The organism is Hymenobacter ruricola (assembly GCF_015694525.1).
GTDB classification, from domain to species: Bacteria; Bacteroidota; Bacteroidia; order Cytophagales; family Hymenobacteraceae; genus Hymenobacter; species Hymenobacter ruricola.
The window spans coordinates 36,607-58,270 of sequence record NZ_JADQDM010000004.1 but is presented as its reverse complement, the minus strand read 5'-3'; the positions used below and the strand labels follow the sequence as shown (position 1 = coordinate 58,270).

21 protein-coding genes and 1 tRNA gene are annotated in these 21,664 nt (G+C 64.5%); 6 read left to right on the top strand and 16 right to left on the bottom strand.

The features are described from left to right. Positions 1-63: 63 nt before the first annotated feature. Positions 64-297, top strand: a complete 234-nt coding sequence (locus I2H31_RS10285) for a PID-CTERM protein-sorting domain-containing protein (protein ID WP_196292953.1) — start codon at positions 64-66, stop codon at positions 295-297. Positions 298-431: 134 nt separating this feature from the next. Here I2H31_RS10285 and I2H31_RS10280 read toward each other — a convergent pair whose 3' ends face one another. From I2H31_RS10280 to I2H31_RS10265, 4 genes are all read right to left on the bottom strand, one after another. Continuing rightward, complete coding sequence (locus I2H31_RS10280; RefSeq protein WP_196292952.1) at positions 432-1,145, bottom strand: GAF domain-containing protein; 714 nt, start codon at positions 1,143-1,145, stop codon at positions 432-434. A 57-nt stretch (positions 1,146-1,202) separates the two neighbouring features. Next, a complete protein-coding gene (locus I2H31_RS10275; RefSeq protein WP_196292951.1) occupies positions 1,203-3,851 on the bottom strand; it encodes a DUF5686 and carboxypeptidase regulatory-like domain-containing protein in 2,649 nt (882 codons plus the stop codon). A 170-nt stretch (positions 3,852-4,021) separates the two neighbouring features. Beyond that, positions 4,022-4,996 carry a ferritin-like domain-containing protein gene (locus tag I2H31_RS10270; RefSeq protein ID WP_196292950.1) on the bottom strand — a complete coding sequence of 325 codons (975 nt, stop codon included), beginning with the start codon at positions 4,994-4,996 and terminating at the stop codon, positions 4,022-4,024. A gap of 30 nt (positions 4,997-5,026) precedes the next feature. After that, a complete protein-coding gene (locus I2H31_RS10265) occupies positions 5,027-5,830 on the bottom strand; it encodes a ferritin-like domain-containing protein (RefSeq protein ID WP_196292949.1) in 804 nt (267 codons plus the stop codon). 335 nt (positions 5,831-6,165) lie between these two features. Here I2H31_RS10265 and I2H31_RS10260 point away from each other — a divergent pair, with 335 nt between their 5' ends. Next, entirely contained in the window at positions 6,166-6,672 is a 507-nt protein-coding gene (locus I2H31_RS10260; protein ID WP_196292948.1) for a regulatory protein RecX, read from the top strand. Between the two features lie 2 nt (positions 6,673-6,674). Here I2H31_RS10260 and I2H31_RS10255 read toward each other — a convergent pair whose 3' ends face one another. Beyond that, positions 6,675-7,112 (bottom strand): hypothetical protein, encoded by a 438-nt coding sequence (locus I2H31_RS10255; RefSeq protein WP_196292947.1) that lies wholly within the window; start codon positions 7,110-7,112, stop codon positions 6,675-6,677. A gap of 17 nt (positions 7,113-7,129) precedes the next feature. Continuing rightward, a complete protein-coding gene (locus tag I2H31_RS10250) occupies positions 7,130-7,765 on the bottom strand; it encodes a DUF4230 domain-containing protein (protein ID WP_196292946.1) in 636 nt (211 codons plus the stop codon). Positions 7,766-7,829: 64 nt separating this feature from the next. On the opposite strand from I2H31_RS10250, the gene I2H31_RS10245 reads away from it, so the two are divergent. Next, positions 7,830-8,984 carry a glycosyltransferase family 39 protein gene (locus tag I2H31_RS10245; protein ID WP_196292945.1) on the top strand — a complete coding sequence of 385 codons (1,155 nt, stop codon included), beginning with the start codon at positions 7,830-7,832 and terminating at the stop codon, positions 8,982-8,984. Positions 8,985-9,002: 18 nt separating this feature from the next. On the opposite strand, the gene I2H31_RS10240 is transcribed toward I2H31_RS10245, so the two are convergent. The 4 genes from I2H31_RS10240 to I2H31_RS10225 all read right to left on the bottom strand — a co-directional run bounded on the left by I2H31_RS10240 (position 9,003) and on the right by I2H31_RS10225 (position 13,616). Further along, entirely contained in the window at positions 9,003-9,920 is a 918-nt protein-coding gene (locus I2H31_RS10240; RefSeq protein ID WP_196292944.1) for a 1-aminocyclopropane-1-carboxylate deaminase/D-cysteine desulfhydrase, read from the bottom strand. Between the two features lie 161 nt (positions 9,921-10,081). Further along, positions 10,082-12,622 carry a YfhO family protein gene (locus I2H31_RS10235; RefSeq protein ID WP_196292943.1) on the bottom strand — a complete coding sequence of 847 codons (2,541 nt, stop codon included), beginning with the start codon at positions 12,620-12,622 and terminating at the stop codon, positions 10,082-10,084. 204 nt (positions 12,623-12,826) lie between these two features. Beyond that, positions 12,827-13,084, bottom strand: a complete 258-nt coding sequence (locus tag I2H31_RS10230; protein WP_196292942.1) for a DUF4834 family protein — start codon at positions 13,082-13,084, stop codon at positions 12,827-12,829. 94 nt (positions 13,085-13,178) lie between these two features. After that, complete coding sequence (locus I2H31_RS10225) at positions 13,179-13,616, bottom strand: hypothetical protein (protein WP_196292941.1); 438 nt, start codon at positions 13,614-13,616, stop codon at positions 13,179-13,181. 135 nt (positions 13,617-13,751) lie between these two features. Here I2H31_RS10225 and I2H31_RS10220 point away from each other — a divergent pair. Next, positions 13,752-13,827, top strand: a tRNA-Thr gene (locus I2H31_RS10220). Positions 13,828-13,890: 63 nt separating this feature from the next. After that, positions 13,891-15,054 carry an FAD-dependent monooxygenase gene (locus I2H31_RS10215; protein WP_196292940.1) on the top strand — a complete coding sequence of 388 codons (1,164 nt, stop codon included), beginning with the start codon at positions 13,891-13,893 and terminating at the stop codon, positions 15,052-15,054. Here the strand turns inward: I2H31_RS10215 and I2H31_RS10210 are convergent. The 5 genes from I2H31_RS10210 to I2H31_RS10190 all read right to left on the bottom strand — a co-directional run bounded on the left by I2H31_RS10210 (position 14,987) and on the right by I2H31_RS10190 (position 19,424). Further along, the gene (locus tag I2H31_RS10210; protein WP_196292939.1) at positions 14,987-15,865 is read right to left on the bottom strand and encodes an alpha/beta fold hydrolase; all 879 of its coding nucleotides are present in this window, start codon (positions 15,863-15,865) and stop codon (positions 14,987-14,989) included. The two genes, I2H31_RS10215 and I2H31_RS10210, sit on opposite strands and share 68 nt — an antisense overlap. Next, positions 15,858-17,285 (bottom strand): phytoene desaturase family protein, encoded by a 1,428-nt coding sequence (locus I2H31_RS10205; RefSeq protein ID WP_196292938.1) that lies wholly within the window; start codon positions 17,283-17,285, stop codon positions 15,858-15,860. The genes I2H31_RS10210 and I2H31_RS10205 overlap by 8 nt, the downstream gene beginning before the upstream one ends. A gap of 83 nt (positions 17,286-17,368) precedes the next feature. Further along, positions 17,369-18,145 (bottom strand): geranylgeranylglyceryl/heptaprenylglyceryl phosphate synthase, encoded by a 777-nt coding sequence (locus I2H31_RS10200; RefSeq protein WP_196292937.1) that lies wholly within the window; start codon positions 18,143-18,145, stop codon positions 17,369-17,371. Continuing rightward, positions 18,117-19,040, bottom strand: a complete 924-nt coding sequence (locus I2H31_RS10195) for a hypothetical protein (protein WP_196292936.1) — start codon at positions 19,038-19,040, stop codon at positions 18,117-18,119. The genes I2H31_RS10200 and I2H31_RS10195 overlap by 29 nt, the downstream gene beginning before the upstream one ends. 6 nt (positions 19,041-19,046) lie before the next feature. Beyond that, positions 19,047-19,424 (bottom strand): phage holin family protein, encoded by a 378-nt coding sequence (locus I2H31_RS10190; RefSeq protein ID WP_196292935.1) that lies wholly within the window; start codon positions 19,422-19,424, stop codon positions 19,047-19,049. A 106-nt stretch (positions 19,425-19,530) separates the two neighbouring features. Here I2H31_RS10190 and I2H31_RS10185 point away from each other — a divergent pair, with 106 nt between their 5' ends. Then, complete coding sequence (locus I2H31_RS10185) at positions 19,531-20,712, top strand: J domain-containing protein (protein WP_317192213.1); 1,182 nt, start codon at positions 19,531-19,533, stop codon at positions 20,710-20,712. A gap of 295 nt (positions 20,713-21,007) precedes the next feature. Here I2H31_RS10185 and I2H31_RS10180 read toward each other — a convergent pair whose 3' ends face one another. Beyond that, positions 21,008-21,571, bottom strand: coding sequence for a fasciclin domain-containing protein (locus tag I2H31_RS10180; RefSeq protein ID WP_196292933.1), 564 nt, complete (start codon positions 21,569-21,571; stop codon positions 21,008-21,010). Positions 21,572-21,664 lie beyond the last annotated feature (93 nt).

Sequence of the window (21,664 nt, the reverse complement as noted above, 5' to 3'; positions counted from 1 at the left end):
GCTCATGCTTCCGGGGTTTGGCAACGCCGCCTCTCACTGTATTTGTCTTTCAGCCTTCTGATTATGAAAATCATTACCTCGTCTTTCCGCCTGGTTATTGCCGCCGCGGGCGTATGCCTGCTGGCGGGTGCCTTAACGCCCGTGTTAGCCCAGGGCCCGAGCACGGGCGGCCCCGCTCCCGGCACGCCCGCCGCTACCGACGTGCCGCTCGATGGCGGCGCCTCGCTGCTGCTGGCCGCCGGCGCCGCCTATGGCCTGAAGCGCCTACGCGAACGCAAGCGCGCCGCTGCTAAATAGCGCCTTGCCCGCTGCATGATAAAGCCCCTGCCCAGTCCAACGAATGTTGGTCGGGCAGGGGCTTTATCATGCAGCGGAACCCCAGTTCTGACAGCGGTGCCACGGAGACGGAGTCCGTCAGCAAACGGAATTAATTATACGCGGTGGTATTCATCGAGCAGCGTTTTGATGTCGTTCAGGCGGCGGGCTACCTGGCTCAGCAGCTCGGCGGGCACGGGCACCTGCACGCCGTGGCGGGTGAAGAGGTAACGCACCAAAGCCGTCAGTTCGCGCAGCTCTTCCTGCAGCTGGCTTCGCAGTGCGTCCCACTGCTCCAGGCCGCCGGTGGGCTGGCCGAGGCAGCTGACGCGCACGGCAATGGCCTGGCTGACCAGCGCCGCCAATTGCTCCAGCAGCTGCTGCTCGGCCGCGCTGAGGGTGCGGGGCTGGCGGTCGATGATACACAGGGTGCCCAGGGGCGGCTGGTTGGGCAGTTGCAGCAGGGCCCCGGCGTAGAAACGCAACTCGTTTTCCTTAGCCGCGCGGGCCGCTTCGGGAGTGAGGGCGGTGCTTTCGAGCAGCAGGTCGTGGTAAACCACGGCGCGCGACTGCTGCACGGCGGTAGAACACAAAGCTTCCACGCGGGGCTGCTGGTCGTTGCCGGGCATGCCGTGGTTGGCGGGGTAGTACACGTCGTCTTCTTCCACCACGGCAATGAGGGAAATGGGCAGGCTAAATACCTGGGCCGTGAGGGCCACAAACTCCTCAAACACGGGTTCGATGAGGGTGGGCAGCACCTCGTGGGCCCGTAGGCTGCGGAGGCGCTCGGGCTCGTCTTCGGGTAGCAAAGCGGCGGGGGTAGCGGACATGGAAAAGAGGCCAAAGAGTGGAACTGCAAACTTAACTACCCGGCGGCGGGGCCGCGCCTAGAAGCCCATGCCTATCCGGACGCCCGTGCCCAGCTTTTCGCCGCTTTGCAGGGCGGTGTAGAAGTCCACCCGCAGCACTTTGAGGATGTGCTCGATGCCCACACCCACTTCCACGTAGTGGCCGGCCTGCTCCGTTTTCAGGTAGTTGAGCGAGGCCACTTCCTGCCATTTCAGCTTGCGCAACAGCGGCACGTAGTTGAGGAAGAAGCCGTTGAAGTGGTGGTCGTAGTGGGCTTCGAGGTAAGCGTTGTTGGTGCTGAAGCGGTAGTAGTCCAGCAGCTGGAAGTCGCTGAAGTTGCCGGTGAGCAGGGTTTGGTTGCCGGAAAAGTGGCGGTAATCGGCGAAGGTCACGCCCTCCTGCTTGCCCACGAAGCCGCCCACGTTCACACGGAAGTTACTGGTGCCCAGCAGGCCCAGCGGCACGGCATCGCGCACGCCGGCTTGTAGCAGCAGGTAGCGCACGTCGGCGCCCAGCGCGTGGGGCACGGCCAGCCGGCCCTGCACGTTGAAGGTGGGCCACTTCGAGCCGAGGTTGAACTTGCCGTCGGGCCGGTTGATGTAGCGCTGCCCGGGCTTGTAGTCCAGCGACAAACCCACCGTGAGGATGCGGCTGCGGCCGAAGCCGGTGTCGGGCAGTTCGTCGCTCTCCGGGCGGTTGGAGGTGAAGGCGCGGCCGGGCACGTCGTGAATAAGCCGGTCGGTGGTGTTGAACAGCTCGTGGCGGTCGAAGTAGCCGGCCGAGGCCCGCAGGTTCAGGCCGTTCACCGGCTCGGTGAGATAGGTGAGCTCGGCACCGTCGCGGCGGTAGAGCTTGGCGTAGTTGCGGTTGAGGTAGAGCGTGTAGAACGTGTTGATGGCCGGCGTGAGCTGCGAGTTCCGGTCAAAGTTCTCGATGGTGCGGCCCGCTACCAGGCTGATTTGCTTGAGCTTGGCCGGGTGCAGCTGCCAGGTGGCGCTCAGGCTGGGGTTCAGTTCCTCGCTGCTGAAGCCGTAGCGCAGCGTGGGCGTGAGCGTGACGTAGCGCCGGTTGTCGGTGCGCTGACTGAAGACGGCCTGGGCGTTGAGCACGGCCCCTTCCACGGTGTTGTACTGGAAAATCTGGGCCACGGGCAGCACCGACACCGACTGTTTTTTGTAGGTATTCTGGTACGTGTAGCCGCCCATCAGCAGGTTGATGGGCTCGAACTCGTTGCGCTTTTTGTCCAGCGAATCCTGGTAGGGACGCGAGTTGCGGATGACTTCCGTGCTGTCCTTCACGTGGTAGTCCCTTTGCTCTTCCAGCGTGAGGGGCACCGGCCGAATGGCGTCCCAGTAGGCCGAGTCGCGCTCGTTCACGCCCTTTTCAATGCGCTGCACCTCGCCGCGGCCCATGCTGGCGAAGGGGTCGTTCTTGAGCGAGTCGCGCTGGGCGCGCTTCACCTGCTTGCGCACCTGGCCGTTGAGGCCGCGCAGGTCGGGCTTGCACTTGCGGATTTGGGCGGCGGTTTCCTGGCCGAGGGGCGCGTCGGGTTTGGTGTCGGCCACCACGGGCGGCGCGGCTTTGGGCTCGGGCGGGGCCGGGTAGGTGGGCACCACGTTGGCGTAGTTGGAGAGCACGGCCGTAATGTAGCCCGACCCTTTGAAGCCCAGGCCCGACAAGCTGGCCCGCACCTGCTGCGACTGAATGAGCCACACGTTGGGGTTGCCGGGGGCGGGGGCGTACTGCTGGTTGATGGTCAGGTTGTCAACGTAGTCAATCTGGGCGTCCTGGTCCAGGCTCAAATCGACGGAGTGAATGCGCCAGGAGCCGTCCACGATGTAGATGTAGCCCGAAAAAACGGGGTCGGTGCGGCGGCGCGGAATGACGCGGATTTTGTGCACCACCGCGCCTCCCTGCGGCGTGCTGCCCACCAACTCGTACTTGTAGAACAGCATGGCGTTGGCCGCGATGGGCGACACGAACCCGCGCTCCGAAAACGCCGGCTTTATCAGGTTCTCATAAAAGCCCAGGTTGCGCCCCGCGCTGGCCCGGTTGAAGCTCAGGCCGCGCGAGTCGCCGCTCACCCGGCTCGATATCATGCGCTCCTTCACCACGTTGGGCTGGGTAAAGCTGAAATCGGACAAGCTTTCGGAAAGGTAGAAGATGCCTTTCTTGATATCGGGCCCGAGCTTGAACAAGCCCATGATTTTGGCCGGCGTGTCGTCTATCCGGCCCAGGGCTTTGATGTAGATGCGGGCCCGGTAGGCGGCCACCTCGCGGCGGTGGTAGGCCCGCCACTGCTGCGCCTGCTGAATGATGGCGTAGGCCGGGTCGCGGTCCGAAGACTTCACCAGCACCTCGCCCAGGTTGTAGGCTTCGGCCTGCAGGGTCACGTTCACGGCCAGCAGCGAGTCGCCGCCGGGCACGCGCACGGCCTGCACGTGCGGCCGGTAGCCCACGTACTGAAATACCAGCTCGTAGCGGCCCGCCGCGAGGCGCAGCTGGTACTCGCCCTGCTCGTTGGCGCCGGTGCTGGTGGCCGAGCCGCGCACGGCCACGTTGGCGAAAGCCAGCCCCTGTTCGTTGGCCCCGCGCACCGTGCCTTTAATGACGCCGGCCTGGCTCAGGACGGGCAACCCGCCCAGCAAAAAAGTAATTACCAGCAGGCGTAGAAGGGTCGAAAACATACAGCGGCAAGAAGCAGAAAGAATAGGCCCGCCCAAGGTACGGCCCCGCTTCCTGTGATGCCAGCCGCGCCGCAGAGGTTGCCTTTGGGTTAGCTAAATTCAGCTACTGCCTCAACAAAAAGGGCGGCCAATGGCCGCCCTTTTGCACGAATTGCCGCCGCAGAGACTGCTTAGTTGAACAAAGCCGTCGGGTTGGCCGCGAAATTTTTGGCAATTCCTTTCACCGTTTCGGCGTTCAGCGGCTCGTCGAAAGCTTCGGCGCCGGCCGTGCCGGAAACCAGGGTGCCAATCGTCTGCACGTTGAGGGTAGCCTGCGTGATGTTGTCTTCAGCCGGGAAGTTGGCAACTGGCAGGCCGGCCAAGTACGGGCCCACCGTCGTGGGAGAATTGGCCACGCCGTTGTTGGGCAAGCCGGGCGTGTTGGGCGTTTCGTCGGGCGTAATCCAGCTTTTGGGAGCGTTGGCGCTTTGCACCCCGCCGCGCCGCAACGAGCGGATGCGCGACGAGTGCCGGGCTTCCACGGAATGAATGTTGAGGGCCGCCTCCAGAATGTCCTTCGTGGTGCTGGTGTTCAGGCTCGGGGCGCCGCCTTTGTAGGCGCGCACGCCGGTGTCCACGAACTGCTGGGCCGCCAGCAGGAACACGGCTTTGTCGGTAAACGGACCGGTGGTGGGGCTGGTGGTGCCGCCCAGCGCGGTGAGCGGGGCCACGGGCGAGCGGCTCAGGTTTTGCGAGGTGGTATAGTCGAAGCTGGCGCGGGTGAGGGGGGCAATGGCGGCCGAGCCGAGCGTGGTGCGCAATATATTGATGTGCAGCAACTCGTCGTTGCGAATGATTTCAAACGCGCCCCGCTCATCCGCCGTCAGGTTCAGGCCCGACGAGTTGAGCGCCGTGTCGTAGTAAAAATACTCCAGGTATTCGAGCTGCAGGGCCAGATTAAGCGTGGCAACCACGGCGGCAGGCAGCGCGGCGGTTTGGCCGTAGGCTTTGGTGAACAACGTGCTCACGGCCAGGGGCAAGGCCGTGGCCGTTACCTTCTTGCCAAAGCCCAGGAAATTGCGGAAGGCCGCCCGACGCGAATCGAACCGGTCGAGCGTTTCGGGGTCGACTTTGGCGATGTCGTCAATGATTTGAAATAAGTCCATGATAAAGCTGCGTTAAAAGGATGGGCCGGATTAGGCGGGATATTGGGTGGCGCTGAGCTTGGAGCCCGCAGCCAGGAAGGTGTTAGCCGTGGTGAGCACCGCAGCCGGACGCTTCGAGCGTTCCAGGCCCGTGCCGTTGAGGTTGCCCGTGACGGCGGGGCTGCCGCCCAGGTTGTTTGGGGTGCTGGTGTCCAGGTTCACCACGTCGTTGGCCACGAAACTGTTGGTTTTAATCAACTCCCGAATCAGGGCCGCGTGGCGCGCTTCCACCGACACGATTTTACCAGCCAGCGTCAGGTAGTCGTTGTTGGTGATAAAGCGGCCGGCGCCGTTGTAGGCGGCCACGCCCAGGTCCTCAAACGCCATGGCGGCTTGCAGCACGCCCAGTTTGCCCGAGGTGGTGGTGCGCTGCGTGAAGTCGATGTTGCTGAAATCAGGCTGCAGGCTGTCGCTGATGCGGCCCGAGGTGATGGCCCGCTTGAAAAACTCGCGGTGGCTGATTTCGTGGTCCTTGATGTCCTTGAGAATGGCCTGCTCGGTGGCGGTAGCGCCCGTGTAAAACGACCCCACCACTTGGGTGTAAAAGGCCGCTTCCAGTTGCTCCAGGGCGTAGGCGTAGTTCAGGATGCCGGTGTCGTCTTTGCCCACGTCGATGAAGTTGCCGTTGGGGTTCACGTCGGTGTCGTCATCTTTGGAGCAGCCGGCCAGCCAGAGGCCGCCAATGGCCAGGCCCGCGCCCGAGTAGCGCAAAAAGCTGCGCCGGGCCAACGGGCTGGTCAGGCCGCGGCCGGGTTCATCGGCGGGGCCTGCCAGAAGGTTGTTGGGGTTGTGCATATTAGAAAATGTGAAAAGGGTGAATGTGGAAGAATTTCAAGCAGTACGCCCGCGCCGGTGGCAGGGCTCTGTCGGCCCAGTACATTTGAGTAGAAACCCTGAGAGAATTACGTAAAAACACCGATTATTATAGCAAAAGAGCTATTTAGCGCTGCTTCGCTTTTGCGCCGCCTTCCTGGGCGTCGGATTTTACCAGCAGTCCCGATATTCTTTGCCCGTCGGGGCCGCATTGCCGTTCAATTGTGCCGCCGCGGGCAACGAACTTCCGCCGGCCGTGTTAAGCAAGACCGGCCGGCGCGGCAGCGCAGCCGTTGACTATTTATTGCTCCTTGCCCATGTTTAAAAACCCCGACAAAGCGCCCAAGCAGTACACGCCCGGCGAAGCCTTGCAAAAGATTGCCGCCTTCTGCGCCTACCAGGAGCGCACCCAGAAAGAGGTGGAGCAAAAGCTGCGCTCCTACGGCCTCGACGAGGACGAAGCCGGCGAAATCATCATCCGGCTGGGCCGCGAAAAGCTGCTGGACGAGGAGCGGTTTGCCAAGGCCTTCGTGCGCGGCCACTACCGCCAGAAGAAGTGGGGCCGCCGACGCATCGTGCAGGAGCTCAAGCAAAAAGGCATCAGCGAGTATTGCATCAAGTCGGGCTTGAAGGAAATTGACGGCGAGGAGTATTACCAGAACCTGGTCGACATCATGGAGAAGAAGGACCGGCAGGAAAAGGAGAAAAACCCGCGCGTGCGCCGCCAGAAAATCTCACAGTACCTCACCGGCAAAGGCTACGAGCAGGACCTGATAAAAATCGCGCTCGATGAGTTGGGCAAAGCGCCGGAGGACGAGGAGTAAACTTAGTTCGGAGCTGGGCCTGAGCCCCGTGCGTTGGCCAGGTAAAAGTCATAGGACTGAAAGGCCTCCTCAGCGCCCGAGTCATCCAGCAAGCTGGTCACGGCGTAGGAAATGATGCTGAGCCACTCATCTAGGCGGTCAGCATCCGCCTCCGTAATCAGGTCGTTGCGCTGGAGCATGCTGCCCTTTTCCAAAGCCCAGGCGCGGCCGAAGTGACAAATGCCCCACAAGGCACTGATAAGCTCGCGGTCGACGGCCGGTTCTTGCAATTGCGGTGCAACGGTGCGCAACGCCTGCATGACTTCGTGAAAATTGTGCTCACACAATGCATGGTAAGGCCGGAGCATTCCCAAAAAGCCGCCCGCAAATTTGGGATGGTCAGGGTCGGGAGAGGCGCCGGCATGGGCCAGCAGCAAATCGTAGGCTTCGGCAGTGGTCATATAGCTGCTGAGTGGGCTCACTGCTTGGGCCCCGCCTTGGGCAGCGCCAACTGCCGCCCCAGTATCACGCGGCGGCCGGTGAGGGTGCGCAGCATGGGCACGAGAATCTGCTCGGCGTTGCGCTGGGTTTCGGCCAGGATACCCGACTGCAGGGCGGCGTTGCGCACCTGGGCTTCGGCGTATTTGTAGCCCTCGTCCACCAGTTGCGCATCCTGAAAAAGGCCGTTTTCGGTGCTGAAGACGCGGCTTTGGTTGTGGTTAATCTGGAAGGTGCACAGCTCCGGCGCGGGCAGGGCCACGCGCACCACCGAGTCGCCTTCCAGCACCACGTCCTGGGGCTTAAGCTTGCGCAGGTCGATGCAGCCCACGGCCTCGCCGCCCACCACCAGCGCCACCTTCGACTCGGGCAAAAACCGGTAGGCCTTGCGCCGGTACTCCACCACGTCCTTGAAACGGTAGCGCACCAGCTCCAGCCGGCCCAGGGCTTCCACCTGCGTCAGCACCGTGTTGTGCGTCACGGTGATGCGCGGCTCTTCGGCAGCCAGCGGGTTGAGGCCGGCCAGCGTGGCGCCCACTTTTTTCCAGAGAAACCAGCCCAGCACCACCAAAAACAGGAGCGGCAGCAGGCGGCGGAGCACACGGATGAGGTTCATATACGCCACAGTACGGCTGTGGCGGCGCGGTGTTGGGCCAAGCCACGGCCTAGCTTTGCGAGCAATGCGCGCGTTTTCGTTTTTTCAGTGGCTGGGCCGACACCTGCGCCGGCCGCACCAGGGGCTGCTGGCGGCGCTGTGGGTGCTGGTGCAGCTGCGGTTTCTGCTGCAGTTCCGCGGGCCCCATTTCGCCAACGACAGCGGCCGCTACCTCGCCTACGCCGCCAACATCGCCGAGCGGTTTTACTTCGAGCCCGGCCACAACCTGCGCTACGTGCTCTACCCGCTGTTCGAGAGCTTGTGGCTGCGGCTGGGGCTGGGCTGGTGGGGCATTGTGGCGGGGCAGCTGGTGGTGTCGGCGCTGGCCACGCGGGCCGTGTACCGGGGCACCCGCCGCCTGGCCGGGGGCCGCTGGGGCGCAGCCGCGCTGGCCACCTTCCTGTTCATCGCCTGGCCCGACATCCAGCAATTCAACGTTTTCCTACTCACCGAGTCGCTGTTTATCAGCCTGTTGGCCCTGTCGTTCGGTGCCTTCACCCGCCTGCGCACCGGCCGGCCGCGCGACTGGCTCGGCCTGTTCCTGCTGCTGACGCTCACGGCCCTGGCCCGGCCCAACGGTTTCCTGGTGGCCCTCGCGGCCGGGCTGGCGGGCCTCGACGCCCTGCGCCGGCGCCCCAACCGGCGGGCCTGGCGCGCGGCGCTGCTGGGGCTGGTGCTCCTGTCGCCGCTGCTGTGGCGCGCCCTCAACCACCAGCTCGCCACTTATTACCTGATGGACACCTACCAGCGGGGCGAGCTTATTTTTCGCTCCCCGCTCTGGGCCGTGCACCAGGCCGCCCCTCTGCAGATGCCGCCGCCCGGCACCGGCCCGGCCATGCGCGTCTTCTACTTTGCGGCACACAACTCCTTGTACCTGGGCCGCTTAATGCTAGGCAAGCTGTTCGTGTTTGTGAGCTACCTCAAGCCGCACTACTCGCTGGCGCATCGGGTGCTGGGTGTGTTGGTGCTGTGGCCGGCCTACGGGCTGGCAGCCCGGGCCACCCGCCGAGCCGAAATCTGGCGGCCGGCGCGGGTGTTTCTGGCGTCCATTTTCCTGCTGCAAACGGCTACCATCATGCTCACCGTGGATGACTGGGACGTGCGCTTCCTGGCACCGGTGCTGGCGCCGGTATTCGTGTTGGCCGCGCTGGAGTTGGAGCAGCGGTTTGGCAAGGGGTAGAGACGCGAATACGCGTTTCTACCCCTTGCCAAACCGCTGCTGCCACCCGGCCCAGGCCTGCAGCCCACCCGTGTGAATGGCCACCACGGTGCTGCCCCGCGCAAAATATCCGTGTTCAATCAAATCCAGTACGCCAAATAGCAACTTGCCAGTGTAAATTGGGTCCAACAGCACCCCATGCCGCCCCCGAAATTCTTCAATGAAAGCCAGCAGCCCGGCCGAGTGTCTGGCGTAGCCGCCAAAGTGGTAGTCGGTTTGCAGGGTGTAGTTCGTGAAAATCTGCCCGCTGGCCTGCTGCGTCAGCGCGTCAATCTCAGCGCGTAGAAAGCCGCCGTTTTTCAGGGCCGCCACGCCGATGGCCTGTTGCCATCCGGCCAGGCCCGTGAGCAGGCCGGCCAGCGTGCCGCCCGTGCCCACCGCCACGGCCAGCGCATCAAACTCGGTTTGCTGCCGGATTTCTGTCACCAGTTCCGCGCAGCCGGGCAGGGCCAGCGCGTTGGTGCCGCCTTCGGGCAGCACGTAGGCCGGGCCGAAACGGGCCGACAGCCCGGCAATAAAGTCCGGCTCGGCCCGGCGGCGGTAAGTGCTGCGGTCGAGGTAGTGCAGCTCCATGCCGTCGGCTGCGGCCCGGGCCAGCGTGGGGTTGAGCTGGGCCAAGCCGCTGGCGTCCGGTGCATCGCCCCGCACCAGGCCAATGGTGCGCAGCCCGAACAAGCGGCCCGCCGTGGCCAAGGCCGCCAGGTGGTTGGAGTAGGCGCCCCCGAACGTCAGCAGCGTGTGGTGGCCTTGCTCGCGGGCCGCCACCAGGTTGTATTTGAGCTTGCGGGCCTTGTTGCCGGGCAGGGCGGGGTGCACCAAGTCGTCGCGCCACAGCAGCAGGCGCACGCCGCGGGCAGCGGCAACAGGTTCGGAAATTTCCTGCAAAAACTCGCTCATTGCCATTGTATCCTTAGGAACAGAACGGTCATGCTGAGCGCAGCGAAGCATCTCTACCGCGCAAGTAAGTAGGTTTACTGCTGCGGTAAAGATGCTTCGCTGCGCTCAGCATGACCGTTCTGTTCTATTGTGTGCTTGCTCCTAACCCTTGCGCTCAAGCCCTAGGCAATGGGCGCGGCGTAGGCGCCCTCGGCGGGGCCGGTTTTGCGGCGGCCCATGTACACGCCCGCGCCCACCAGCGCCAGCAGCAAGGCAATGCTCGACACCAGCGACACGGCATTGCCCACCGAGTAAGATTTGGGCTCGAATTTGAACTCAATGGTGTGGTTGCCGGCTGGCACCTGCAGGGCACGCAGCACGTAGTCGACGCGGAAGTGCGGCGCGGGCTTGCCGTCGATGAAGGCCTGCCAGCCGTCGGCGTAGTAAATTTCCGAGAACACCACCACGCCGTCGTGGGTGGCGTTGTAGCGGTATTTCAGCTCGTCGGGGCTGTAGTTGGTGAGGGCGATGGTGGAGCCGGTGATGTCGTAAGTAGCGGCTTTTTGCTGCGGGAATTTGCTGGCGTCCACCACGGCTTCGGTGGCGGGGCTCAGGGTGCTGAGGGCGGCCATTTCCTCGTCGGGGCTGGCCACGGGGCGCACGCTGCTCACAAACCAGGCGTTGCCCAGGGCGCCGGGGTTGCGCTGCACCGGCTGCTTCTGGTCGCCGGTGATGAGGTAGCGCATGTTCAGCATGTTGAGCACCTGCTGGTTGTTGTTGGAAATCTGGCGCTCAATCAGGTCCTGGTAGCGGCGCAGCTTGGCACCGTGGTAGCCCCCGATGCTCTTGTGGAAGTACGAGGTCTGGGCTTCGTTGAAGGGATTTTGCAGGTTGAGCACGCGGTAGCTCAGGTCGGCGTCGCGCAGAATGTACTGGTCGGCCGGGGTGGGCTGAAACTCTTCGGCAATGGTTTCGCGCTGAAACTTGTTCTCGCCGAGGTAGCGCTTGTCCACGCCCCACAGGTCGAGCAGTACCAGGGCTACCATCACCAAAGCCGCCGGCATCATCGCCAGTTTACCCTTCAGGTAGAAATACAGCACGCCCAGCGCCGCCCCAATGAAGAGCAGCCCGCGCCACACGTCGTTGCGCAGCAGGTCGGCGCGGTCGGCGCGCAGGGCCGTGAGCAGTTGCGGCGTAAAGCCCTGCTTGGTCAGCTCGCCATCAATGGGCGCGGCGAAGTCGAACGAAAAGCTGGCCAGATACGCCAGCACGCAGAGGCCGGCCGTGATGGCGCCGGCGTACAGCACCTTGGACAGCAGCGCGGCCGCTTCGGGCGCCACGGTGGCGGCGGTACCAGGCAGCACGGGTGAGGTCGGCGCCACCGCCCGCGGCCGCAGCACCCGGCTTAGCGCCAGCGCCCCCAGAATGGGCATGGCCAGCTGCGCAATCACCAGCGCCATGCTCACGGCCCGGAACTTGTTGTAACCCGGCAGCAGGTCGAATATCAGGTAGTTAAAGGTCTCAAAATTCTTGCCCCAGGCCAGCAGAATGGACAGCACCGTGCCGGCCAGCAACCAGTAGCGCGTGCGCTTCTCCACCACAAAAAGGCCCAGAATGAACAAAAAGCACACCACCGCACCCATGTACACTGGCCCGGCCGTGTAGCTCTGCTGCCCCCAATACGTCGGCATCGAACCCAGGTACTCGGCCGGCAAGCCGGCGCGGCCCAGGTTGGAATCGGTGCCCAGCGGCATGGCGCTGGCCCCGCCGTAGAAGTTGGGAATCAGCAGGGTAATGGTTTCGCTCACGCCGTAGCTGTACTGAAAAGCGTAATCGCGGTCGACGCCCGAGCCGCCGTCTTCGGCGCTGGCGGCCGGGGCCTGGCCGGGCGCGGTGGGGGCCGGCGTTTTCAGCTCGCTGGGGCCGCGGTTGCTGTATTTGCTGTATTCGGCCGTGGTGTAGAGGCGGCCAAAGCTGACGCCCACGGCCAGGGCCGCGCCCAGCGCCAGCAGCGCCGTCCGCTTCAGGAAGTCGGGCAGGCGGCCTTCGCGCACGGCCCCCACCAGCTCGATGAGGCCGAAGATGGCCACCAGCAGCATCAGGTAGTAGGTGATTTGCAAGTGGTTGACGTGCACGTTCAGCGTGAGGCCCACGGCAAATAGCGCGGCGCCCAGCCACTTATCGCGCCGGTACGTGACCAGAATGCCGCCCAGCACCAGCGGCGCGTAGGCCAGGGCCATGCTCTTGGTGTTGTGGCCGGCGGCCAGAATGGCCAGGTTGTAGCTCGAAAAGCCCAGCGCCACGGCGCCCGCCACCGCCACCAGCGGCCGCACGCCCAGCGCCACCAGCAGGATGTAGCCGCACAGCAAGGCCAGAAACAGGTTGGCCACCACGGCGGGCAAGCCCAGCGTCAGGGCCTTTTGCAGGTAGCCCGACCAGTCGCCCGGAAAGTGCAGGCTGATGAGGTAGGTGGGCATGCCCGAAAACATGGAGTTCGTCCACAGGGCTTCCCGGCCCATGGTCTTGGCGTACTGCTGGGCCTCGTGGGCGCCGCCCTGGAACTGGGTGATGTCGTGCTGGGCCAGGGTCTTGCCCTCGAACACGATGGGCGAGAAATACACGCAGGCCAGCAGGGCAAAAAACATCACCGCCAGCACGTGCGGCAAAGCCCGCTGCCACCACGGCGCGGACGAAACGGAAGAAGCAGAAGCAACAGCAGCCATCAGGGCAAATTTGAGGGAACACAAAAACGTGCCCGAAGGTACAGCAGAACCCCGCGAAGGCACGAACGATACAAAACAGAACGTCATGCTGAGCTGGTCGAAGCATCTCGCGTGCAGCAGTAAACCCTGTAGATTGGATTACTAGTTGCACGCGAGATGCTTCGACCAGCTCAGCATGACGCCCTTTTCAAATCGAATTTGCGCCTACTTCACCTCCTCAAAATCAACGTACTCGCCGCCCTGAAACTCGTTGGGCTTTTGCCGCCCCCCCGTGGGCGGCACGTAGTCCACGTGTATCTGGCCGGGCCGCTGCTCCGGGCGCGCCGGCTGCTGGGGCGGCACCACGAAGCCGCCGTTGCGCATCTGCTTCCGCACAAAGCTGCCCAATGCCAGGCGCAGCACGATGGGCAGCACGTAGCGCACCGCGAAAAAAATGACAATGAGAATGAGCCAGAAGCGCATAAAAGCTGGATGAGATAACGCCATTGCAAAGTACGGTCACCGCTGGTTGACGCCCGAACGCCGGCTTTGCTTTACCCCAACGCCGCGCCCTCGGCTAACGTTTCCGCAGGGCCCGGGCCACGGCGCCGGCCACCAGGCCGCCCACCGTGTACCAAGCCACGGTCATGGCCTGCGTCTGGGGCGTGCGGTTGCTGGGCGCCTCGCCCAGGCCCAGCGGCCCGGGCAGCAGCACCCCGCCGGCGCCCGCTGCCACGCCCAGCAGCAGCCCGCGCCGCAGGGCGTGCCTGCCGCTGCCCACCAGGCTGTAGTAGAGGCCGTTGCTGAGCACGTCGCCGGCCATGGTGATGTCAAAAAGCGTGTCGTCGTCGGGTTGCGGGGCGTTGGCTTTGCGCAACAGCTTGCGCAGGCCGCGCATGCCCAGCACGTCCATGCGCGGGGCGTCGTCGGGGCGTAGGCGGCGCACGGTTTCGTGTAGGGCGGTGAGGGCGAGGGCGCCGGCAAAGCCGGCGGCGAGGGAGCGGAGTGGTTTCATGAGCGCAGGGGAAAGCTGCTTTTCAAACGCGGCCCCGGCCGCGGGGTTTCTAAATTTTTCTGAGCCGACGGTTGCGCCGCTTCCGGCGCGGTGCCTATCTTTGCAGCCCCTTCCAAAACCGTTGGTCGGGCACAAGCCGATTTAGCTCAGTTGGTAGAGCAGCTCATTCGTAATGAGCAGGTCGTTGGTTCGAGTCCAATAATCGGCTCCAGCATACTTGGGAAGTTGCTTCGCCCCCGGCAGAAGCGGCTTCCCATTTTTTGTGCCCCGGCTTTTGCGTCGTTCCTTCGCGGGCATGCAGGACGTGACCGGGCTTATCATTGGCGGCGGCATTGCCGGGCTCACGGCGGCGGTGGCGCTGCAGCAGCGCGGCATAGCGGTGAAGGTGTGCGAGGCCGCGCCCCGGATACTGCCCCTGGGCGCCGGCATCTGGATGGCGCCCAACGCCATGCAAGTGTTTCAGCGCCTGGGCCTGGCCGAGAAAATAAACGCCGCCGGGGTGCCGCTGCGCAACATTCAAATAGTTGACGGGCAGTTGCGGCCCATCATGCGCACCAATCAGGCGCGGGTTCGCCAACAATTCGGCTTCACCACCACGGCCATCAAGCGCGCCCGGCTGCAGGCCTTGCTGCTGGCCGAAATCGACCCGGCAAACGTGCTGCTGGGCAAAGCGTTCACCTCGCTCACCGATGCGCCCGACGGCGTGGCCGTGCAGTTTGCCGACGGCAGCAGCAGCAGCGCAGGCTTTGTGGTGGCGGCCGATGGGGTGCACTCGCCCGTGCGCGGCCAGCTGTTTCCGCAGGTGCGCTTTGCGGGCACGGGGCACGAGGTGTGGCGGGGCATGTCCGAAATGCAGCTGGCCCCGGCCTTCAAGCAGTCTATCATGGAAGCCTGGGCGCAGGGCTTGCGGTTCGGCTTTTCGGAAGTAGCCGACGGGGTGGTGGACTGGTTTGTGGTCGTGAAGGCCGGCAGCATTGCCTCGCGCCACGACTTGAAAGCCCGCCTGCAAGCCGTTTTTCAGGATTTTGCTGACCCCGTGCCGGCCATCCTGGCAGCAGCCGAAGAAGCGCGCATCATCCACAACGACATCACCGATTTCGACCCCATCCCGAGCTGGAGCCGTGGCAAGGTGTGCCTGATTGGCGATGCCGCCCACGCCGCCACGCCCTACATGGGCCAGGGCGGCTGCCAGGCTGTGGAAGACGCCTACGCCCTGGCCCAGTGCCTGCACCAGGAGCCCACGCCCGAACGCGCCTTTGCGGCCCTGCAGCGCCTGCGCCGCCCCAAGGCCACGCAAATTGTGCGCCTGTCGCGCCTGCTGGGCCGCGTGGGCTACTGGACCGGCGCGGCCGGCGCCGCGCGCAATGCCCTCATCCGGGCTGCGCCGGAGCGGCTGCTGGAGCAGCAGTTTGCCCAGGTGTACTCGCTGAACTACTGAAGCTTTGGTAAAACGCCCCGATGTGGCCAGCCACTTCTGCCGGCTGGGCCACGGCCATCCAGTGCGTGGCTTCCTCAATGACCACCAGCTGCGCCTGCGGAATCTGGGTTTGCAAGTACGTGGCGTGGGCCAGGGGAAAATGCTTCGCCCGCCCGGCCCACAAAATGAGGGTAGGGCACTGCACCTGCCAGTACCACTCGGGCAGGCGCGGCAGTTGGGCTTCGTAGCCGGCGCACATGCGCACGATGAATTTCCGCACCCGGGCCTGCCGGAATGCCTGCCACAAATCCTGATACACGGCCTTTTCCAAGGCCCGCACACGCGGCAAAAAGGTGTGCAGCGCCCGCCAGAAAATCAGCCGCGGGAAGCGCTGCAACAGCAGCTGGTTCAGCTTGAAAAGGCGCAGCCAGGTGATTTCCCAGGACGTTTCCGCCTCGTTGCTCACCAGCGAGTTCATCACCACCAGGCTGTGCACCCGCTCCGGGTAGAGGGCCGCAAACACCAACGCGGGCTGCCCGCCCATGTCCTGGCCCACGAGGTGAATTTTGTCCAGCTGCCAGTCGTCGACCAATTGCCGCAGACGTTGCGCCATGAGGAGCGGCGTGGCGCCGCCCGGCCAGGCCTCGCTGTAGCCCATGCCGGGCCAGTCGAAGGCAATGACCTGCCGCTGCCGGGCCAGCGCAGGCGCCAGCTGGCTGAATACCTGCAGGTTTTCGGGGTAGCCGTGCAGCAGCACCACGGCCTCGCCCTGGCCCAGGCGCGCCACGCGCACCCGCCGGCCCTGGTGCAGCTCAACAGTGGTGTCAAGCATGGGCGGGAAAATCGTGGGCCAGGCAGTCGGCCGCCAGCACGCCCGAAATGGCGCAAAAGCTCACCCACTGCCCGGGGTGCGTGGAGCTGCCGGCCAGGTAGAGGCCGCGCACGTGCGGGCTGCGGTGGGCAATACGGCCCTGCCGCATGAAGCGGGACGTCATCACCGGGTTCATGCTGTCGCGGTAAAGCGTGTAGTCGCGGCCCCACTCGAAGGTGGTGCGCTTGTGCAGCACGCGGTAGCCGCCCAGATTCTGCTGCCACCAAGGGTCAGCCAGCAGCCGGTCCATCAACTCGTGCTGGCCGGCCTCGCCCAGGGCGGCGGCCGTGGCGTGGTCGAGCGGGGCAATGAGGCGGGCCGGGTACCAGCCATCCTGCGCCAGGTGGGGCGCCAGCAGGCCCGGCTGCACAAACGCCACGCAGCCCACGCCGTCCAGCTTGAAGCGGATGTAATACGGCGGGTTTTGGCCTTGCACCGCCAGGTAGACGCACACGCCCGGCGACTGCAGCGGCAACTGCTGCAACTTGGCTTTGGCGGCCGGGACCATATTTTCCACCAGCTCCGTGTAGGTGCCGATGCCGTTGGCGTTGGAAACCACCACTCCGGCCGGAATGAACTCGCCCGCGGCGGTTTGCACGCCTGTCACTTGCTGCTGCGCAGTGCAGATGCGCGCCACTTTGGTATCGTACCGAATGTCGACGCCCGCCGCCAGGGCGGCTTTTTCCAGCAGCGTGGCCACTGCACCCATCCCGGCTTTGGGATAATAGGCGCCGATGTGGTGAAACAAGCCGGGCACAAACGCCATGGGGCTGGGCGCCTGCGCCACCGGCTGCCCGGCCACGTGCGTCCAGATGCTGATGCCTTTGCGCACGAACTCGGGCAGCCCCGACCGTTGCAGCACCGCATCGAGCGAGCTGAGCAGAAACGGCACGTAGCGCAACGAGCCGTTGCGCAGCACGTCCAGCACGCTGGGGTGCGTTTTGAACGTGAGCGGCTTTAGGTTCTGGTGCACGGCAAAGGTGTGCTTCACCAGGTCTTTGTACCGGGCGCCGCTGCCGGCATGCGCGGCCTCAAACCGGGCCGCCGTGGCGTCCAGGCTCCGGTCGAAGCTGGTGGTGCGACCGTCTTCGTGCAGCACGTGGTACACCGACTCAATCGGGGTCAAATCCAGCGCTTCGGCCGAAAGCCCCAACTGCTGCAAGGCCCAGTCCAGCCCGGGCTTATCCAGCAAGATATAGGGCCCCGCATCGAACGCAAACCCACCCGCCTGCACGCCCGAAGCCAGCCCGCCCCCGCTCGCCCGCGCTTCCAGCACCTGCACCCGGTAGCCCAGCTTGGCCAGCCGAATGCTGGCGCTCAGCCCCCCGATGCCGGCCCCAAGCACCAGCACTTTGCGTTGTTGAAGAGCTTGGGCGGGCATGGAATCAAGGAGTGTTGAACAGCCAAAACTACGCCCGGCATCCCAATCATGCTGTGGCAAAAAGCCGCCCGCACAAGCTACGCTTACCGCGCCGGCTGGGCCACTTGATTAAATGAGGCCACCACACCAGCCACTTCGCCTAAAAATTCCGGGTTGGCCTCGATGTGGTTGCCCACCACCACCACGTCGGCCCCGGCGGACAGCGCGGCGTAGACCTTTTCACCGGTGTTCAGCCCACCGCCCACGATGATGGGCGTGCTCACGGCCTCGCGCACGGCCGCAATCATAACGGCCGACACGGGATTTAGGGCACCGCTGCCGCCGTCGAGGTACATCAGCTTCAGGCCCAACTGCTCGCCGGCCAGGGCGGTGCAAGCCGCAATGCCGGGCTTGTTGTGCGGCAAGGGCGTGGTGCCGCTCATGTACGAAGCCGTGGTTTGGCGGCCCGAGTCGACTAGCATGTAGCCGGTGGGCAGCAGCTGCAGGCCGCTGGCCCGCAGGCGCGGCGCGGCCACCACGTGCTGGCCGATGAGAAAATCCGGGTTGCGGCCCGATATCAGCGAGAGCAGGAGCACGCCGTCGGCCGGGCCGTCAAGGTGCAGGCTGTGGCTGGGAAAAAGCAGCACGGGCACGCTGGAATGCTCCTTTATCAACGCAATGAGGGCAGCCTGGTGCTCGCTCAGCACCAAACTGCCCCCCACGAAAAAATAATCGACCGGGTGCACTTCGCTCAGGCGGAGCAGGTGCAACAGGCTGGTTTCGTCTAAGTTATCGGGGTCGAGCAGCACGGCCAGCGCTTTACGGCCGTGTTGCTGACGGGTCCGCAACGCATCATACAGACTGGGAGTGGGTGGACGCATCCGGGGAATCTAGGGAAACTGACGAGGCGACGGGCGCAAACCCGGTTTCAACGGGCGCGTAGCCCGCCGAAGTCGCAAGGTCGGAACTAGCGTCCGAATTTTTGGCGGCCGGGAAAAACTCGCTCACCTTTTTCGTCACCAACGCCAGGGCCACGGCGGCCACCTGGCCCACCAACACCTTGCCGGTGTCCGACTTCAGGAAGGACTGCAACACCTCGCCCACGAACTTGGACCGGCCGTTGGATTGGCGCGGTGCGGGCGCGTTGCCGCCCTCGTCGTCAAAGGCGTGCGAAGCGGGCAGGCGGCGGCTGTCGTCGTACGGCAGGTCCTGGAAGGGGTCGTCCTCAAACTCCTCGGTGTCGTAGGGCGAGGGCTGATGGCGGGCGGTGGGCTGGTGCTCGTCGGCCGACGGCCGGGCGCCGAAGCCCAGGTCGTCGGCTTCGCGGCCGTGCTCGCGCTCGTCGTGCTCGGCAAAGGCGCGGGCCGAGTCGGCGGCCGACTTGCGGTAGAACTTGCTCTTGTAGCGCTGGCCGTTGCCGGCGGTGTAGTAGCCGCGGCCGTTTTCGTCGTCGGCATCGAAATCCTCGCCGTCGCGGTCGAACTCGTGGGTGTCGAATCCATTGGCATAGCCGTGGCCCGCCGCGCCGTTGTAGTCGTGGTCGTCCTCTTCCTCGACGTAGGGGTTGTGCTTCTTTTTCTTCTTGCCGCCAAACGCCTTGCTGATGAGCCAGATGCCGCCCGCCAAGCCCGCGCCCACGGCGGCAATTTTGCCCACCTTCACCGACTGGTCCTTGATGTGGTCGACGTCGCCGCGCAGGGCGCGCTCGTATTCCAGTTTTTTGCGTTCGAGAAATTCTTTTTCCTCTTCAAACAAAGGGTTTTGCAGGTCACTCATGGCAGGCTAGGCTTGGCGTTTGTCGGATTTGTAAATGGTGTCTTTCATCACCTTGTTGGCGAGGCCCTGGAAGGCGGCTTTGTCTACGCCCACCAGCACCAGCACCAGCAGCACCAGGTAGAAGCCGGCCACGACGCCAAAGCCCCAGAAGTGGCTGTCGAGGGCGTCATTAAGCGCCAGCCCGGCAAATACGCTCAGAAAAATCAGAAAGAAGATGCCCAGCACGGCCAGCATGGCGCCGTGGATGGTGCCCACGAGGGCCGCGGAAACTTTCTGCTGGATTTCGAGGCGGACCAGGTCGATGCGGGTGTCGAGGTAGCCGGTTAGGTTGCCAATCAGGCTGTCGTTGCGAGGGGTTTTGGAGGTGTCGTCGTCGGTGACCATACGGCGCGTAAATGGAGTGGCAAGAAAGGAAAAAGGGCGAAAAAGCTCAGCCATTCTATAGAAATAGGCCAGCAGATTGCGTCGGTTCTACGGAAAATTTCGGCGCGTGGCTGACTTTTGTAGCGCCGTTTGTGTTTGCCGGTGTAGCGTGAGTCAGAATCATTATCAAGTTCTTGGAGTGGCCCCCACCGCCGCCGCCGCCGACATCAAGCGGGCCTACCGGCAGCTGGTGGTGCGCTACCACCCCGATAAGCACGGCGGCGACGCCCGCTACGAAGACCAGTTTAAGGCCGTTGCCGTGGCCTACCGCGTGCTGAGCGACCCCGGCCGCCGGGCCACCTACGATTTCCAGTTGCAGCAGGCCGCCCGCCGCGCCGAAGAAGCCCGCCGCCAGCAGCAGCACCGCCCCGCCACCCAGCACGTGTACGGCGTGCCCATGCCGCCGCCCGCGCCGCTGCGCACCCGCCCGCCGGCCGGCAGCCGCGAGCGCCACTACCAGCGCATCCCGCGCCAGCAGGCCCGCTTCACCCGCCGCGACTGGACGCTGACTTTGCTGCTGCTGGCGGGCCTGTTGCTGTTCAGCCTGGCCGTGAAGGTGACCATGGACCGCGTGACGGCCAGCAGCAACTACACCGACGGCCTGCACGCCTACGCTGCCGGCAACTTCGCTGCGGCCCACGCCTACTTTGAGGAAACCCTGCACTTCCGGCCCGACTACGGCCCCGCCCTGCGCCGCCGCGGCGAGTTGGAGTTGCTGCTCAACCACAATCCGCAAGCGGCCAAAGCCGATTTTCAGGCGGCCCTGCTCCAGCCGCAGCCGCGCCGCGTGGCCGCCGACCTGCTCTACCGCCTGGGCCGCTGCGACATCCATCTGGGCAACCCCACGGCGGCCGAGCTCAGCTTCAACCGCGCGCTGGTGCTCGACTCTACCCTGAGCGCTGCGTACCTGGCCCGGGGCGAAATCCGTCTGCTCGACTTCAACGGCCCCGAGCCGGCCCTCGCCGACCTCACCCGCGGCCTGGCCCAGCGCCAGCGGGCGGGGCACGCCCCGCCGTGGCAATACGTGCAGCTGCGGGGCGTGGCCCTCACCGCGCTGGGCCGCTACGACGCCGCCCGCCTCGATTACTTCCACGTGCTGCGGGCGCGGCCCCGCGACGGCCGCACCCATTTCCTGCTGGGCCGCCTGGCCGCCCACACCGGCGACTCCACGGCTGCGTGCGAGTTCTACCGCCGCGCCCTGAGCCTGGGCTACGAGTACGCCCGCGCCGCCGAGGCCGAATGCCAGTAGGCAGGCACCGGCCGGGCGGAGGCTGCTTTGGTCACTGCTGAAAAACAAAAAAACGCCGCTGGCCCGGGGCCGACGGCGGTTTTTGCGTTTGCTTAGATGCTCAGAAAGACGACTCGGGCAGCAAGATATTATTGAAGGCGTGAGTTTCAGCGCCGCGCGGTGGCCGAATGTACGTTGGGACAGCGGGGTGGGTTGGTCCCCGGCCCGATGGACCGGCCCCGCCAGCGCCGGACGCAAATAACCGCCGCGAGCGCCAGGCCCGCGGCGGTTAGTAAAGTCTGCCAGCTCAGAAAAACTAGTTGGGCATCAGCACGGTGTTCACCACGTGAATCACGCCGTTGCTCTGCAGCACGTCAGCGATGGTCACCATCGACATGCCGCCTTTTTCATCTTTCAGCTCAATGCCTTTGCCTTTCATCATGGCCGTCAGGGTGCCGCCGCTCACGGTTTTGAGGGTGGCGCTGCCTTTGCCGGCTTTGATGGCCTTCATCAGGTCAGCCGAGGTCATGCGGCCGGCCACCACGTGGTAGGTCAGGATTTTGGTGAGGGTGGCCTTATTCTCGGGCTTCACCAGGGTTTCTACCGTGCCGGCGGGCAGCTTGTTGAAGGCTTCGTTGGTGGGGGCGAACACGGTGAAGGGGCCGGCGCTGCTGAGAGTTTCGACCAGGCCGGCGGCTTTCACGGCGGCCACCAGCGTGGTGTGGTCTTTCGAGTTAACGGCGTTTTCCACGATGTTTTTCGTGGGGTACATGGGGGCGCCGCCCACCATCACGGTTTTGGTAGCTTGGGCCGAAACAGTAGTGGTAGCGGCAACACTGAACAGGGCAACGAAAGCGAGGGAAAACAAAGACTTTTTCATCTGAATAGAGAAATGGTTGGTTATTGAAGAGTATGACCCACCTACGCCACCGGTTGAGCTTGCGGATTGCCTCGACTGTATTTTTTCTGGAAT